This window comes from Micromonospora sp. NPDC049107, from assembly GCF_040648595.1.
GTDB lineage: Bacteria > Actinomycetota > Actinomycetes > Mycobacteriales > Micromonosporaceae > Micromonospora.
The window spans coordinates 365,000-380,039 of sequence record NZ_JBEZEC010000006.1; the positions used below are offsets into that span (position 1 = coordinate 365,000).

The following is a 15,040-nucleotide window of genomic DNA, read 5'->3' on the forward strand; positions in this document are numbered from 1 at the left end:
CGTCGGTCGGGCCCGCTGTGCCACTCGTAGGGTGACGGTATCGGAGTCGGGCGAGCGCGGAAGGTGACGGTGTGGACGACGCGGAACGCGAGAAGGCGCTGCTGAGCGTCCTCAACACCGAGCACTACGCCCTGCAGACGTCCCGCGCCGGCACGATCGACGAGGCCACCGGGCGTGCCACGATCTTCCTGTCCGTGCTGTCGGCGGCCCTGATCGGTCTCGGCTTCGCCGCCGGCAACGACCAGGTGGTGCGGCCCTATCTGGGCGCGGTGCTGCCGACCCTGGTGATCATCGGCGGGCTGACGTTCCTGCGGTTGGTGGAGACCACCGTGGAGAACTCGCTGGACATGAAGCGCATCCAGCGCATCCGCGCCTACTACCACCACCGTCTCGCCAGTGAGCACGACTTCTTCGCCGACGCCGTGGCGTCCGACGACAGCGCGGATACGGCGCGGATGCTGGTGGGCACCCGGCCCGGGCGCTGGGAGTTCCTGCTCACCACGGCCGCGCTCGTGGGCGCGGTCAACGCGGCACTGGTCGGGTCGGGCGTGGCCCTGGTGCTCGGCATGGTCGGGGGCTGGCACTGGCTGATGGTCGTCGCCGGGGTGGCGGTCGCGCTCGCGGCGTTCGGAGCGCAGTTCCTTTACATCGTCCGCATGTCACCGGGGCGGCGGCGGTGACGGTGCTGCCGTCGACGGTCAACTCCTGGGCGAGGGCGCGGGTACCGTCGGCGGATGCGGATCACCCGATTCACGCACTCCTGCGTCCGCGTCGAGCAGGACGGCGCGGTGCTGGTGATCGACCCGGGCACCTGGAGCGAGCCGCGCGCGCTGGTCGGCGCGGACGCCGTCCTGGTCACTCACGAGCACACCGACCACGTGGACGTGCTGCGGCTGGCCGGGCTCGGCGTGCCGGTGTACGCCCCCGAGGGGGCCCGGCTGCCCGACCTCGCCCCGCTGCCGGTCACCCGGGTACGTCCGGGGCAGCGCTTCACCGCCGCGGGCATCCCGGTGAGCGCCCACGGCGGCCGGCACGCCGTGATCCACGAGGGTCAGCCCGACTGTCCCAACCTCGGCTATCTGGTCGGTGACGGGCTCTACCACCCGGGCGACTCGGTGCACGTGCCGGACGAGCCGGTGCGCACCCTGCTCGTGCCCGCCCAGGGGTCGTGGCTCCGCCTCGACGAGGCGATCCGCTTCGCCCGCGCGGTGCGCGCCGAGGCCGCGTACCCCATTCACGACGCGCAGCTCAACGATCGTGGCCTGGCAAGTGTGGCCGGCTGGTTCGCCGAGACCATCCCCGGCTACCGCCACCTCGCCCCGGGCGACACCGCCTGAGCGACGCGGCCGTCCGCGCGTCCTTCGTTTCAGGTCGCCTGCGTGGCCAGCCCGCGCAGGGCCCGCGCAGCAGGTGATCCGGGGTCGGCCGTCATCAGGACGACTTCCTGGTCATCCTCGGGCACGAGCAGGACGTCGCAGTTCAACCGCAGCGCACCGGCCGCTGGATGGTCCAGGGTCTTGGTGCGATGCCCGGGAGCGTGGACCGGACGCGCCGCCCAGATCTGCCGGAACTCCGCACTGCCGGCGTGCAGTTCGGCCAGCAGCGCGGCCAGCTGCGCGTCACGCGGGTAGCGGTCCGCGGCGCGGCGCAGCCGCGCCACCACGATGTGCCCGAACTCCTCGGCGCTGGAGCTCTCGTACATCTGCCCCTGGCCCAGGAAACGGCGTCGGGCCAGGTTCGTCGTCCCGCCTCCAGGGTCGGCGCCGAGCAGTGCTCGGGCCAGCGGATTCCAGGTGACAACGTCGTACGCCGCGTCCGTGACGATGGCAGCGGTCTCCGGCAGCCGCTCCAGCATCCGGGCCACGTGCGGGCGCACCCGCCGCACGGCGCTGACGCCAGGTGGCGCGCTCGAACCGGCCAGGCGGAACAGGTGGCTGCGCTCGGCCGGCGTGAGCCGCAGCGCGCGGGCCAGCGCGTCCAGGATCCGGGCCGACGGCCGCGGCCCCCGCGCCTGCTCCAGCCGCGTGTAGTAGTCGACCGACATGTGGGCGAGCTCCGCCACCTCTTCGCGGCGCAGACCCGGCGTGCGGCGGTCGGTGCCCGTCACCGCCAGGCCGATATCGCCCGGACGCAGGGCCGCCCGGCGGTCCCGCAGGTAGTGCGCCAGCTCCTGCCTCGCCATGTCGCCTCCTGAACTGCCTGGTACCGGCTGTCCCTGACAGAGCACCCCCCGACCAGGGAAGACTCGCGTCATGGATGAACGCACAGCTCTGGTCACCGGTGCCAACAAGGGCATCGGCAAGGATATCGCCCGACTGCTCGCGGCCGAGGGTCTCACCGTGTACGTGGGCTCCCGTGACCCCGGGCGCGGGCAGCGGGCCGTCGAGGAGATCGGAGCCGGAGCCCGTCTGCTGATCCTGGACGTGACCGATCCCGACGCCGCCGCCGAGGCCGCGGCTCAGATCGACGGCTTGGACGTACTGGTCAACAACGCCGGCATCTCGCCGTCCCTCGATCCGCCGACCGGCACCGGCGTCGAGGAGTACCGGCGCACCTACGAGACCAACGTGTTCGGGGTGGTGACAGTGACCAATGCCTTCCTGCCCGCCCTGCGCCGGTCCCCGAGTCCGCGCATCGTCAACATCTCCAGCGGCACCGCGTCGCTGACCTGGAGCACCACCCCCAACCCCCAGTTCACCCCGGGAAGCGGGGCCGCCGCCGCCTACCGGTCGTCCAAGGCCGCTCTCAATGCCCTCACCGTCCTGTACGCCCAGACGCTGGCGGAGGACGGCTTCAAGGTCAACGCGCTCGCCCCCGGCCTGCGGGCCACCGATCTCAACCCTCGGGCCGCCGCTGCCGGCGGTGACCCGGCCGAGGCCGCGCAGGGCGCCCTCCGCCTGGCCCTGCTGCCGGACGACGGCCCCACCGGTGGCTTCTTCTCCTGGGACGGAACGCCCGTGCCCTGGTGAGTCATTGGCGCCGCCGCCCGCTCGCCGACGCCGTCCGCGCGGGGGTCCTGATGCCCCATTTCCGGGGCAGCTCGACAGGGCCCGGATGGAACCTCGGCAGGCGCGTCGCCACGACCCTCGTGGGTGGGCCGCGCACACACCGGCATCGACAAGCGTGTCGGTCGGGCTCATGTCGGGTGTGGTCCACGTCACGGTAGCTTCGGCGCGCGTCGACGCCCCCGCCGGCGCTGCCGAGGAGAGCGTCCATGACCACACCGCGCAGAGCCGTCACCGCCCTGACCGCCGTCCTGCTGCTGATCCTGACCGTCGCGGCCCCCGCCCAGGCCGCCACCCCCGCCACCACGACCCCGGTGTCCGGGTCGCTGGGCAGCTACAACATCTCCGGGGTGTACGTGGCCGGGGTGTCCTCCGGTGGCTACCTGGCCACCCAGCTGCACGTCGCCTACTCGTCCCGGATCCGGGGCGCGGCCGTCTTCGCCGCCGGGCCCTACTACTGCTCCCAGAACACCGTCGCCCAGGCGCTCTACGGCTGCGGTGACAACATCTACCCGACGAACGTGTCGGCGCTGGAGACGTACACCCGCACCTGGGCGTCGTACGGCTGGATCGACCCGGTCGGCAACCTCTCCGGTGACCCGGTGTACGTGTTCCACGGCAACAACGACACCGCCGTCAAGAAGTCCGTCACCGACGACCTGGTCCGCTACTACCAGCGCTTCGGCGCCAGCGTGCAGTACGACAGCGGCTCGGCCGCCGGTCACGCGTGGGTAACCCCGTACGGCACGCTGGGATGTACGGCGACCGCGTCGCCCTACCTGAACGACTGCGGCACCGATCCGCAGAACGCCCTGCTGCGCAAACTGCTCGGCGGAGTCAACGCGCGCAACACGGGAGCGCTGGGCGGCACGCTCGTGCGCTTCGACCAGAACACGTTCGCCGTCAACGGCTGGGCCAACGGGTTGAGCATGGACGCCAACGGCTACGCGTACGTCCCGTCGGCGTGCGCGGTCGGCCAGTCGTGCCGGCTGCTGGTCGCGCTGCACGGCTGTGTGCAGGGGGCCGGGTCGGTGGGTACGGCGTTCGTCGACCGGGCCAACCTCAACCAGTACGCGGACACCAACAACCTGGTCGTGCTCTATCCGCAGGCCGGCACGGCGCTGAGCAACCCCAACGGCTGCTGGGACTGGTGGGGCTACCTGGGCGCGACCAACTTCCCGATCAAGGGCGGCGCCCAGCTCGAAACGATCATGAACATGGTCCGCCGTCTGGACGGCTGACGGCGACGGCCTCAGCCCAGGAACAGCTGGAGCAGGACGACCACGGCGAGCAGCGCCGGCCCCCGGGAACCCTGCCGCAGCAGGTCGACCGGGACCATTCCGAACGGCGTGTTGACCGTCGCGCCGCCGTAGTCGATCGGCGGGCGGGTGCCGGCCCGGAAGGCGGCGGCCACCACCCCGAGCACCAGCGTCGGCGCGAGCCAGGTCGGGCCGGCGTCGACGCTGGGCAGGCTCGGCAGGGTCAGCAGCCACCACAGGCCCGCGCCGATCGCCGGCACCACCACGTGGACGCCGCGCAGGAGGGCGTCGCTGCCGCCGAGCGCCCGGCGCAGTCCGGCCGACCGGCTGACCGCGCGCAGCCCGCCGGTGAGCCGGTTGACGGCGAGATAGGCGAACACCACCTGCGCGGCCCCGGCCAGGCCGGGCAGGGCGAGCGCGGCGGCGTACTGGACACCGACGAGACCCGCCCAGATCAGCAGCGCGCTGGGGTGCCGGCGCAGTCGTCGGACGTCCGCCTGGAGCAACGCCCACCAGCCCGGACCGGGCAGGAACCGGCTGCTGCGGACCCGGCCGACCCGCCGCCAACGACGGCTCTCCACCAGGCCGGTCAGCAGGCTCGGGTCGAGCAGGATCGTGGCCGTGGCGGCGGCGTTGGCGAACTGCGCGCCGGTGGTCAGGGTGGCCCGGTCGACGACGGGCAGCGCGCGTACCGCCAACACCGTGGCGACGACCGCGAGCGGCACGGCGACGGCGACCAGCGCGATGGTCGGCGTCGACGACGGCCGGGGCAGTCCCTCGCCGAGGCGGCCGATGAGCACCACGACGGCGGTGATGACCGCCGCGGCCACCATCGGGACCGCGCCGGCCAGGGCCGGCCACCGCCGTCCCGTCCGGCTGCTCTGGGCGACGACGCTGAACGCCAGCGTGGCGGCGCCCCATCCCGCGCCGGCGGCGGCCGCCCAGCCCAGGGTCGCCGGGTCGCTGACACCGCCGAGCGCCGCTACGGCCACCCCGAGCGCGGCCGTGCCCACCGCCGCGCCCGCCACCAGGACCGCGAGGCGCGGCGCCAGCCAGGCCCGCCGATCGATCGGCGCGCTGGTCACCCAGCTCTGGGTGGCCGGGGTGACCAGCAGCGGGCCGAACGCGCGCAGGCCGCGCCAGACGAGCCCGGCGCCGGCGAGCAGCGCGGCGAGGGCCAGCCACCACCGCACCCCCGGCTCGGCCTGGCCCACCGTGGGGGAGTCCAGCATGTTGCGACTGGCGCTGATCGCGAACCAGCCGTACATGCCCACGAACAGCACCATGACGTAGGCGTCGCCCAGCACATCGCCGAGCGAGTGCTCGTGGTGGCGGCGGCGGGCGCGGCGCAGGTGCGTACGGACCTGTCGGGCCGTGGGCAGCCCGGCGGGCGCTTCGGCGATCGTGGTCGGCGCGGCCGTCACCGGCCGATCTCGATCCGCTCGTCCACGACCGCGTCGATCAACTCCGGGTCGTGCGAGGCCATCAGCACGGTGGTGCCGGCGTCGCGTTCGCGCCGCAGCCGGTCGGCGAGCCACTGCCGTCCGGCGACGTCGAGGCGCTGTTCCGGCTCGTCGAGGATGAGCACCCGACGCGGCCGGACGAAGCAGGACGCCAGCGCGAGCCGGCGGCGCTGCCCGCTGGACAGGGTGACCGGGAGTTGATCACGGGCCGGTTCCAGGCCCAGCTCGGTGAGCACCTCCTCGACCGGCTCGGCGTTGCCCCCGTGGGCGTACGCGACCAGCTCCAGGTGCTCGACCACGGACAGGTCGGGGAAGAAGTCGATGTCGTCCAGGGCGGCGGCCACCAGCGAGCGCACCTGCGGGTCGGTCTCGTCGGCCCGGTACCCGTGCACCCGCACCTCGCCCGCGTCCGGCCGGTCGGCGCCCACCACGCAGCGCAGCAGAGTGGTCTTGCCGCTGCCGTTGGGGCCCAGCACCACCGCGATCCGGCCCGGCGGCAGCGTGAAGGTCACATCGTCGAGCACGACCAGGTTGCCGAAGTTGCGGCTGAGTCCCCGCACCGAGAGAGCGTCCACGGTCACACACTCTCCCAGACCGACGCCACCGACCACGACGAGCGATCGACATCACGCCGACCCGGGGGGACACACCGCTCAGGGGGTGGCCGGTGGCGCTTCGACGTCGGGTACCAGGCGTTCGTCGGCGGCGGCCAGCGCCCGGTCGTCGCCGACCTCCTCGGCCACCGTCGCCGCGTCCGCCCACCGCCGCCGCGCGTCGGCCCGGTCGCCCAGCGCCGCGGCGGCGTCGCCCAGGTAGAGCAGGGTACGCGCCAGCCCCGCCGTGGGCCGGACGTCCTCGCGCAGCCGTCGGCTCTCGGCCAGCAGCTCGTACGCCGCCCGCGCCTGCCCCGGCGCGCTGGTCAGCAGCGTCGCGCCCGCGTTGAGCAGCGCCGCGGCGCGGCTGGTCGGGTCGTTGACCGACTCGTACTCGCGCAGCGCGGCCCGCCAGGCCTGCGCCGCGTCCAGGTGCTCGCCGAGGCTGGCGTGCACCAGCACCAGGTTGGTCAGCGCGGCGGCGTAACCGCGCGCGTCACCCACCGACCGGAACGTGTTCGCCGCCCGCACCAGATGGTGGTGTGCGGCGTCCAGCTCACCCCGGGCCAGCTGCGCCGCGCCGAGGCCCAGCTGGGTGAGGGCGTGCCCGGCCCGGTCCGCGGACGAGCGGTGCCGGCGGGACAGCTCCAGGTGCTCCACCGCGTCGTCGAGTTGCCCCAGGTCGAGCAGGGCCAGGCCGAGGTTCATCCGCGCCTGGGCGGTGCCCCGCCGGCCGCGTTCGGCCACCGCGAGCGTGAGCGCCGCCGCCGCCCCCTGCGGGTCGTGCCGACGTCGGCGCAGCACGCCCAGCTCGTTGTGCGCCCAGCCGGCGATCTCCGGTCGGTCGTCGGCCGTCGGGGTGGCCAGGACCGTGCGGCACACCTGCTCCCACTCGTCGAGCCGTTCGACGTGGGCGAGCCACCCGCACAGCGCCACGGCCAACCGGAACCACCACCGGCGTACCCGTCGGGGCAGCGTCTCGGCCGCCCCGGCGGGCACCCGGACGACCGCGAGCAGCAACTCCTGGTGCAGGTCGAACCAGCCGTACGGGTCGTCGTCCAGCGGCAGCGACCACTCCCGGTCCGGCGGGGAGCCCAGCACGGTCAGGTTGGCGGCGTGCCGTTCCGCCCGCCGGGCCAGATGCCGGGTGAGCCGGGCCTGCGCGGCGACCCGGGAACGGGCCGGGTCGGCGTCGCGCAGGTGCAGGCGGGCGTTCGCGGCGAGCAGCGGACGGACCTCGTACCGGTCGCCGGGGGCGCCGACCACGAACGCGGCGGCGGCCAACTGGTCCAGCAGCCCGGTGATCCGCTCGGGGTGCCGGCGGGCCAGCGCGGCGATGGTCGGCCGGTCCACCGGGGCCGGCGCCAGCGACATCAGGCGGTAGAGCCGGCGGGCCTCGCGGGTCAATGCCCGGTAGGCGGTGTCCCGTTCGGTGACGAGCTGGGCCGCCGGCGAGACGGCGACCCGCTGGTGCGGCGGGGTGCGCACCGCCCGGCGCAGCGCGTCCAGGACGTCGACGTGCCGCCAGCCGTGCTGGGCCGTGCGGTAGCCGAGCGCGCGGACGGTGCGCGGCTGCCGGCCGCACAGGTCGACGATCTCGCGTACGGCCGGATCGGTACGCGGGTCGGCGCGGCGGACCCGGGCGGCCGGGGCGGCGCCGCCAGCGGCGGCGAACAGTTCGACCGCCTCGTCCGGGCCGGGCTCGGCGATCCAGTGCTCCACCACCCCGTTCAACCCGCTGAGCGCGGGACCGCCGGCCAGCAGCAGCCGGCAGGTGCGCGCGGTCGGCGGTAGCAGCGCGCGGACCTGCTCGGGCCGGTCGACGTTGTCCAGGACCAGCAGGATGTTGCGACCGTCGATCTTGCGGCGGATCGCGGCGGCCGCGGCCGCGAGGGCGTCCGGCCGACCGGATACCGGCGGCGCGCTGCCCAGGACCCCCGCCAACGCGGTGAGCACCTGCCGGGGAGACCGGCGTCGACCGCCCCGGCGCAGGTCGAAGTGGTACTGCCCGTCCGGGAAGTCCGCCCGGCACAGGTTCGCCGCCTCGATGGCGCAGGCCGACGTGCCCACCGCCCGCCGGCCCAGCACCGCCACGGCGTGCTCGCGCGCGAGCAGGTCCAGCACCGCCCGCACGTGCTCGTCGCGGCCGGTGAACCCCGCCGTGTACGGCAGGGTCGGCACATCCTCGACCGGCGTGCTGACCACCTCGGTGGGCTCCGGACCGGTCTTCCGCCCGGCCCGGCGCTGATGCGCGTACACCGCGAAGCCAATCGCGCCGACGAGGCCGATCACGATGCTCGCCGGGCCGAGCAGCTCGGCGGCCGGGCCGAGCGCGCTGCTCACCAGCTCGGAGAGCAGGTTGATGCCCACGTTGCCGAGCACGCCGCCGAGGAGCGAGACGACGGCGGCGAGCAGCGGCCACCTCGGCCCTCGACCGGGCGCGCCGGTGGGGCGGGTCACCGTACGCCCCCGGAGACCAGGCCGGCGACGAGTTGCCGCCGGGCGAGCACCATGAGCGCCACCGGCAGCACCGAGGCGAGCACCGAACCGGCTGCCAGGACCCCGCTGTTGGACACGAAGCCGCGGCTCTGCCCGGCCAGGAACAACCCGAGCGGAGTGGCCTCCGGGCTGCTGAACAGCAGGCCCACCGCCAGGTCGTTCCAGACCTGGACGAACTCCAGCACGGACACGGCGACCACGGCGGGCAGGTTGTGCCGGGCCAGTCGACGAAGCGTGCCCCACCACCGCCGGCCGCCGAGGCGAGCGCCGCGCACCTGGTCGGCCGGCAGGTCAGCGAACGCGTTGCGCAGCACCAGCACCGCGAACGGCACCCCCAGCGCCACGTGCACCAGCGCCAACCCGCGTGCGGTGCCGGAGGAGAGCACCAGGCCGAGCACCTCGTTGACCGGCCCGGCGATCACCTGCACCGGGACGACGGTGGCGGCCATCAGCAGCAGGCCGGTCGCCTGCGCGGCCGGCCCGGTCAGCCACGCCAGCGGGTACGCGGCCAGCAGCCCGACGACGAGAACCGTCGCGGTGACGACGGTGGCCAGCAGCAGGGTGAAGCCGAGCGCCCGCCACAGCTCGTCGCCGCCGAGCAGGGCCTCGTAGGAGCCCGCGCCGGGCGGGGCCGACCACCAGCCCTGCGCGGCGGCGTCGACCTGCCCGTGCGCGGAGGTCGCCAGCAGCACCACCAGTGGAAAGAGCCAGGCCACCGCGGCGGCGGCGGCGAGCACCCGGAACAGCCGGCGCGGCGGCCGCGTCGGCGCCGCGTCGGGCGTCGCCTCGACCCGCGGCGGCGGCCACGCCTGGCGGACGAAGAACGCCGCCACCAGCATTCCGGCGGCCACCGCCGCCAGCCAGACGACGCCGAGCGCGGCGCCCTGCCCGGTGGTGGTGCCGCCCGAGGTCTGCCAGACCCGCAGGGCGAGCACCGCCGCGTCGTCGCGGACGGACCCGGGCGTCATCACCAGGATCAGGTCGAAGGTGCGGCTCGTGCCGAGCGCCACCAGGGCGAAAACCACCGCGACGGTACGCAACAACAGCGGCCGCCACTGCGCGTCCCACAGGACGTGTCGCCGGCCGCCACCGTAGGCGCGTACCGCGTCGGCCAGGCTCGGCGGTACGCGGTCCAGCGCGGCCCGGAAGACCAGCACGGCCAGCCCCACCCACGCCCAGACGAACGCCGACATCAACGCCACCGTCACCAGGCCCGGCCCGAGCAGTTGCGGGGCGTCCTCGGTGGAGCGGCCGGTCACCCGCGCGGCGAGCAGGGTCACCAGGCCACGGGTCGGGTCGGGGTCGTACATGAGCCGGAAGGTCACGCCGGTGACGACCAGCGGCAACGCCACCGGCACCAGCAGGATCAGCCGGACCAGGCCACCCTCCTGTGAGCGGCGCGACACGACGGCGAACAGGTAGCCCAACGCCGTCACCACGGCCGGCACCAGCACCGCCCACAGCACCGTACGGCCGACCACCGCGCCGGTGTGCGGCGCGGCGAGGGCGGCCCGGAAGTGCTCCGCGCCGACCCAGCGACCGTCGGTGGTAACGCTGGCGTGCAGCGTGCGCAGCACCGGCCACAGCACCAGCGCCCCGAGCAGCAGCGCGGCCGGCAGCAGCAGGGCGGAGGTCGCACCGGCCGCCGGGTAGGCCCGGCCCCGGCGCGGCGGGCCGACGTCGTCGAGCACCGCCAGCTCGCCGAGCACCCGGGTCTCGCTCACCGGTCACCGCCCGCCTCGCGGGCCGCCGCGGCGAGCTGCCCGGTGGCGTCGTCGATCGCGCGGCGGGCCGGCACGCCGCCGGTGACGTCGGCGAAGAAGTCCTGCATGATGCGCCAGATGCCGACGCCGTCGGAGCCGGTGAACGCCCCCGGCAACTGGTCGGAGAGGTCGAAGTGCAGGGTGTCCGGGCCGCGCATCTCGCGGGCCAGTTGCCGGCGGACCGGGTCGGCGTACTCGGTCAGCGCGATGGTGGTGTTCGGCGACAGGTAGCCGCCGGCCCGCAGCCAGGGACCGAACGAGTCGGCCCGGGTCAACCACTCGACCAGCTCCAGTCCGCCCCGGTCGTGGTCGAAGGCCACCGCGACGTCGCCGCCGACGATCAGCGCGCCGCTGCCCGCCCCGGCGCTCGGGAAGCGGAAGGTGACCGGCTCCTCGGCGCCGCTGCGGAACCGGCCCACCACCTCGGCGGTGAAGTCGGCCTCGAAGACCATCACCGCCCGCCGTGAGCGGACCACCTGGATCACCGACTCCTCGTACTGGGTGAGCAGGGCACGTTTGCCGCCGCCGGGGAACGCGCCGTCGATGCTCCACAGCTCGGCGAGCCGGTCCAGGGTGTCGCGCACCGCCCGGCCCTGCCAGTCACCCTCGGACGCGGCGAGGGCGTCGTAGGCGGTGGGCGCGAGGTCGGCCAGCACGTTCTCGAACCAGTCGGTGAGGACCCAGCCGTCCGCCGCGCCGATGGCCAGGGGCGCCGGACCGCCGTCGCGGGCGAGCGCGCCGAGGCGGCGGGTCAGCGAGACCAGTGCGTCCCAGCTCGTCGGCGGCTCGGGCAGCATCGAGGGCAGATGCCACACCAGGGACTTGTGCGCCGCCTTGACCCACAGGCCGTAGCGCTGCCCCTTGGCTATCAGCAGGTCGCCGAGGCCGATCGGCACCGCGTACTCGGTCGACGGTCGCACCGGGCGCAGCCAGCCCCGCGCGGCGTACTCGGTGACCAGGCCGGGACGCGACAGGATCGCCACGTCCGGCGAGGTGCCCGCGAGGTGCCGGGCGCGCAGGAACGCGTCGATGTCGTTGCCGGCGCTGACCACCCGCACCGGAGCGGGGTACGCGGCCACGACCTCGCGGAAGCGGTCCAGCTCGCCGCCGCTCCAGACCACCGCCACCTGTATCGAGCGGGTGCCGCCGCCGCACCCGGCCGCCGTGGCCGCCGCGCCGACGGCGGCGGCGCGCAGCAGGGTACGGCGGCTGAGGCCACCGGCCGACGTCACCGGGGGACCTCGTCGGGCTCGGTGACCAGGTGGTGCCGCGTCGGGATGTCGGCCAGGGTGGACGGATCGGCGGTGCAGACGAGCGTGGCGACCCCCGGCGTCTCCGACGGGGCGAGGCGGGGCAGCAGGTCGCCGAGGCGGCTGCCGCCGGCGGGGTCGACGGGCAGGTCGACGACGAGCACCTCGGGTAGGCAGACGGCGGCGCGGGCCAGCGCGACCCGGAACCGCTGCGCGTCGGAGAGCACGTGCGGGAGCAGGTCGAGCGTCGGCGCCAATTCCAGCCGCTCCACCACCGTCGCCGTCCAGTCGTCCGCCATCTCGTGCACCCGTTCGCGTTTGCGTTGGCCGTACTCGATGTTGCGCCGCACGGTGAGCTGCGGCAGCAGCGCGCCGCCCGCCGGCACGTAGCCGATCTGCCGGCGTGGTGGCGGCAGGGACGTGACGTCCCGCGCGCCCACCATGATCCGACCGGTGACCGGGGCGGCCAGGCCGGCCAGCACCCGGGCCACGGCCGTGCCGACCCGGGGCGGCGCGACCAGCGCGGCCGTCTCGCCGGCCGCGACGTCGAGGGTGACCGGCCCGGTGCCGGGGACGGCGACCAGCGCGCGTAGTCGTAGCGTTGCCCTCACCTCCGGTGACCGCTGGCGACCGTCCCAGGGTGGCACACGTGGCCGACAGTCGATGTCCCGCCGATCTTCCATTGTGGAAGGCGACGGCACCTACCGGGGGCCGTAGAGGGCTGCCAGGCCGGCGGCCGTGGCGGCCAGGAGCTCGCGCAGCGCGACCGGGGTCAGCACCTCCACGTCGGCGCCGAGGCGCAGCAGATCGCCGTGGGCGTGGGTCAACGACTCGATCGGCAGCACGGCGGTCACCCAGCCCTGGGCGTCGGCGGGACCGGCACTGGCGTCCACGGCGGCCACCACCGGATCACTGCCGATCTCCCGCAGCCGCTGCCGGCCGTCGGGGGACAGGCGTACGGCGGCCTCGTCCTGGTGCAGTCGGGCGCGGAACCGCACCACGTGCTCGCGCCACCAGGCCGGCAGGTCGAAGTCGGCCGGCCGGTCGAACTCCTCGTCCAGCGAGGTCAGCGCGAGGATCTGGTTGACCCGGTAGGTCGCCGGCTCGGACCGGCCCGGTTGCGTGGCCACCACGTACCATCGGCCGCCCTTGAGCACCAGGCCGTACGGCTCCAGCACCCGGGTCACCTCCCCCCGCCAACTGCGGTACCGCACCCGCACGCGCTGCTGCCGCCAGACGGCCTCGGCGGTGCGGGCCAGCTCGGGGGAGGCGTCGCCGTCCGCGTACCAACCGGGTGTATCCAGGTGGAAGCGTTGCTGGAGCTGGGTGGCCCGGTCGCGCAACGGCGTGGGCAGCGCCTCGTTCAGCTTGAGTCGCAGCGCCGCCACCACGTCGCCGTAGCCCAACTCGTCGGCGGGGCCGGGCAGCCCGGCGAGGAAGAGCCGCTCGGCCTCCTCGGCGGTCAGGCCGGTCAGCCGGGTCCGCCAGCCGTCGACGAGCTGGTAACCGCCGGCGTGCCCGGCCTCGGCGTAGAGCGGGATGCCGGCGGCGTGCAGCGACTCCACGTCGCGGTAGATGGTGCGTGGGGAGACGGACAGCCGCTCGGCGAGTTGCGCGGCGGTCAGCCGGCCGTGCGACTGGAGCAGCAGCAGGACGGAAATGAGTCGACTGGCCCGCACTTCACTGACACTAGCTGTCAGCGAAGTGGTCCTACCGTCCCGGCATGGCATTCGACGACAAGGATCTACGAACGCTGGAGCCGATCGTGGTGGACGGTTGGCAGCTCAAGCGTTACCACATCGACCAGCCGGGGCAGCCGATCGAACCGGCGGTGGAGAAGGCCGCCTACGACGTCCTGCCAGCGCTGCTGGCCCGCGCGGTGCGCGACGGCACGCCGGCCGCCGGGTGGGTGGTGCTGCACCGGGGCGCGGACACCGGCGCCTACCTGTTGGCGTACACCTGGGTGTGGGACAACGCGTTGCAGGCGCACATCGCGGTGGCCGGTCAGCCGGTGCTGGACTGCCCGGACGACGACCCGACCCACTTCGTCGAGTTGGGTCGGCGCGAGGTCGGCTGCGTCTGGGAGTTGGCGGTGCTGGAGCACGAGCGGGCCGCCTGGGTCCGGCACCTGCTGGCCCCGGAGAGCCCCGACCTGGCCGGCTATCTGGGCGACTCGCGGGCGGAAGGGCCGGTGGGCCACTGATGGGCGACTTCGACTTCTACGTGGGCACCTGGAACGTGGTCAACCGGCGGCTCCGCGAACGGCTCACCGGCTGCGACGAGTGGGACGAGTTCCCCGGCGTGTCGGTGGCGCGCAGCTTCTTCGGCGGGGGCGGCAACTTCGACGAGATAACCTTCCCGACCAGGGGTTTCTCCGGTGCCACGATCAGGATCTTCGACCCGGCCAGCGAGCAGTGGTCGATCTACTGGATGAACAGCGGTCGCGGCGAGTTGGAGCAGCCGCCGATGGTCGGTCGTTTCGTCGACGGGGTGGGCCGCTTCTACGCCGACGACCAGCACGAGGGGCGTCCGGTCCGGTGCCGGTTCATCTGGTCCGGGATCACCGCGACGACGGCCCGCTGGGAGCAGGCGTTCTCGGTCGACGGCGAACGCACCTGGGAGACGAACTGGATCATGGAATCGACGCGAGCGTCCATGGACTAGCCTGCGGGCCGTGCGCAGATGGCGGCGGATGGATCCGTGGGGCCTCACCCAGGCGGTCACCGGGCTCATGGTGGTGGTCGGATCGGTGGTGGGCCTGGCGATGCTGGCGGGCGTCGGGTCGGCGCTGCTGCGCGGAGACCTCGACCCGCGCGACGATGTCGGCGTGTTCACCGTGTTCCCCTTCCTCGGGTTGTGGTTGACGGGCGTCACCCGCATGTACCTGACCGGGATCTACGTCAACGACGAGGGCGTACGGCTGCGGCACATCTCGCGTACCCGGACGTTCCCATGGTCGGAGGTGACCGGGTTCGAGGCGCGTCCCGCGCTGTTCCTCGGCGGGCCCACCGTGCGCCTCGCGTGCTGGGTGCGGACGACCGGCGGCGCGTTCGAGTCGTCGGTGCAGCGGCGGTCCCGCAAGGGCGGGTGGCGCAAGAACAGCGGACCGGTCCTCGCTCCGGACGACTTCGAGGGGATGCTCGCTCGGCTCGACGCCGAGCGGGCGTCCCGCCGCTCCGGCCCGCAGGCGGTCCGGCGCTAGTTAACG

15 protein-coding genes are annotated in these 15,040 nt (G+C 74.3%); 7 read left to right on the forward strand and 8 right to left on the reverse strand.

Annotated features, from left to right (window positions below; translation table 11 throughout):
• Window positions 1-71 precede the first annotated feature (71 nt).
• Together AB0B55_RS17510 and AB0B55_RS17515 are read left to right on the forward strand one after the other, a co-directional pair.
• The gene (locus AB0B55_RS17510; protein WP_357121653.1) at window positions 72-680 is read left to right on the forward strand and encodes a hypothetical protein; all 609 of its coding nucleotides are present in this window, start codon (window positions 72-74) and stop codon (window positions 678-680) included.
• A 54-nt stretch (window positions 681-734) separates the two neighbouring features.
• Window positions 735-1,337: an MBL fold metallo-hydrolase gene (locus AB0B55_RS17515; protein WP_357121656.1), complete on the forward strand. Its 603-nt coding sequence runs from the start codon at window positions 735-737 to the stop codon at window positions 1,335-1,337.
• Between the two features lie 29 nt (window positions 1,338-1,366).
• Here the strand turns inward: AB0B55_RS17515 and AB0B55_RS17520 are convergent, their stop codons facing one another.
• A complete protein-coding gene (locus AB0B55_RS17520) occupies window positions 1,367-2,182 on the reverse strand; it encodes a helix-turn-helix transcriptional regulator (protein ID WP_357121659.1) in 816 nt (271 codons plus the stop codon).
• Between the two features lie 70 nt (window positions 2,183-2,252).
• Here AB0B55_RS17520 and AB0B55_RS17525 point away from each other — a divergent pair, with 70 nt between their 5' ends.
• Both AB0B55_RS17525 and AB0B55_RS17530 read left to right on the forward strand, forming a co-directional pair.
• On the forward strand, window positions 2,253-2,969 hold the full coding sequence (locus AB0B55_RS17525) for an SDR family oxidoreductase (RefSeq protein WP_357121662.1): 717 nt from the start codon (window positions 2,253-2,255) through the stop codon (window positions 2,967-2,969).
• 245 nt (window positions 2,970-3,214) lie between these two features.
• Window positions 3,215-4,246: a PHB depolymerase family esterase gene (locus AB0B55_RS17530; RefSeq protein ID WP_357172205.1), complete on the forward strand. Its 1,032-nt coding sequence runs from the start codon at window positions 3,215-3,217 to the stop codon at window positions 4,244-4,246.
• A gap of 11 nt (window positions 4,247-4,257) precedes the next feature.
• On the opposite strand, the gene AB0B55_RS17535 is transcribed toward AB0B55_RS17530, so the two are convergent.
• From AB0B55_RS17535 to AB0B55_RS17565, 7 genes are all read right to left on the reverse strand, one after another.
• Window positions 4,258-5,688 (reverse strand): DUF6297 family protein, encoded by a 1,431-nt coding sequence (locus tag AB0B55_RS17535; protein WP_357172207.1) that lies wholly within the window; start codon window positions 5,686-5,688, stop codon window positions 4,258-4,260.
• Window positions 5,685-6,308: an ABC transporter ATP-binding protein gene (locus tag AB0B55_RS17540; RefSeq protein ID WP_355049939.1), complete on the reverse strand. Its 624-nt coding sequence runs from the start codon at window positions 6,306-6,308 to the stop codon at window positions 5,685-5,687. The genes AB0B55_RS17535 and AB0B55_RS17540 overlap by 4 nt, the downstream gene beginning before the upstream one ends.
• Window positions 6,309-6,380: 72 nt before the next feature.
• The gene (locus AB0B55_RS17545; protein ID WP_357121671.1) at window positions 6,381-8,780 is read right to left on the reverse strand and encodes a tetratricopeptide repeat protein; all 2,400 of its coding nucleotides are present in this window, start codon (window positions 8,778-8,780) and stop codon (window positions 6,381-6,383) included.
• Window positions 8,777-10,543: an ABC transporter permease subunit gene (locus AB0B55_RS17550; RefSeq protein ID WP_357121674.1), complete on the reverse strand. Its 1,767-nt coding sequence runs from the start codon at window positions 10,541-10,543 to the stop codon at window positions 8,777-8,779. The genes AB0B55_RS17545 and AB0B55_RS17550 overlap by 4 nt, the downstream gene beginning before the upstream one ends.
• On the reverse strand, window positions 10,540-11,814 hold the full coding sequence (locus AB0B55_RS17555) for an extracellular solute-binding protein (protein ID WP_357121677.1): 1,275 nt from the start codon (window positions 11,812-11,814) through the stop codon (window positions 10,540-10,542). The genes AB0B55_RS17550 and AB0B55_RS17555 overlap by 4 nt, the downstream gene beginning before the upstream one ends.
• Window positions 11,811-12,443 (reverse strand): ATP-binding cassette domain-containing protein, encoded by a 633-nt coding sequence (locus AB0B55_RS17560; protein WP_357172209.1) that lies wholly within the window; start codon window positions 12,441-12,443, stop codon window positions 11,811-11,813. The genes AB0B55_RS17555 and AB0B55_RS17560 overlap by 4 nt, the downstream gene beginning before the upstream one ends.
• A 90-nt stretch (window positions 12,444-12,533) precedes the next feature.
• Window positions 12,534-13,511 (reverse strand): WYL domain-containing protein, encoded by a 978-nt coding sequence (locus AB0B55_RS17565; RefSeq protein ID WP_357172211.1) that lies wholly within the window; start codon window positions 13,509-13,511, stop codon window positions 12,534-12,536.
• 44 nt (window positions 13,512-13,555) lie between these two features.
• Between AB0B55_RS17565 and AB0B55_RS17570 the strand changes: the two genes are divergently transcribed.
• From AB0B55_RS17570 to AB0B55_RS17580, 3 genes are read left to right on the forward strand one after another with little or no spacing between them, the layout of a single operon-like run.
• Window positions 13,556-14,035, forward strand: coding sequence for a hypothetical protein (locus tag AB0B55_RS17570; RefSeq protein WP_357121686.1), 480 nt, complete (start codon window positions 13,556-13,558; stop codon window positions 14,033-14,035).
• Window positions 14,035-14,496, forward strand: a complete 462-nt coding sequence (locus tag AB0B55_RS17575) for a hypothetical protein (RefSeq protein WP_357172213.1) — start codon at window positions 14,035-14,037, stop codon at window positions 14,494-14,496. Before AB0B55_RS17570 ends, AB0B55_RS17575 begins: the two co-directional genes overlap by 1 nt.
• Before the next feature lie 10 nt (window positions 14,497-14,506).
• A complete protein-coding gene (locus AB0B55_RS17580) occupies window positions 14,507-15,034 on the forward strand; it encodes a PH domain-containing protein (RefSeq protein ID WP_357121692.1) in 528 nt (175 codons plus the stop codon).
• Window positions 15,035-15,040: the final 6 nt, after the last annotated feature.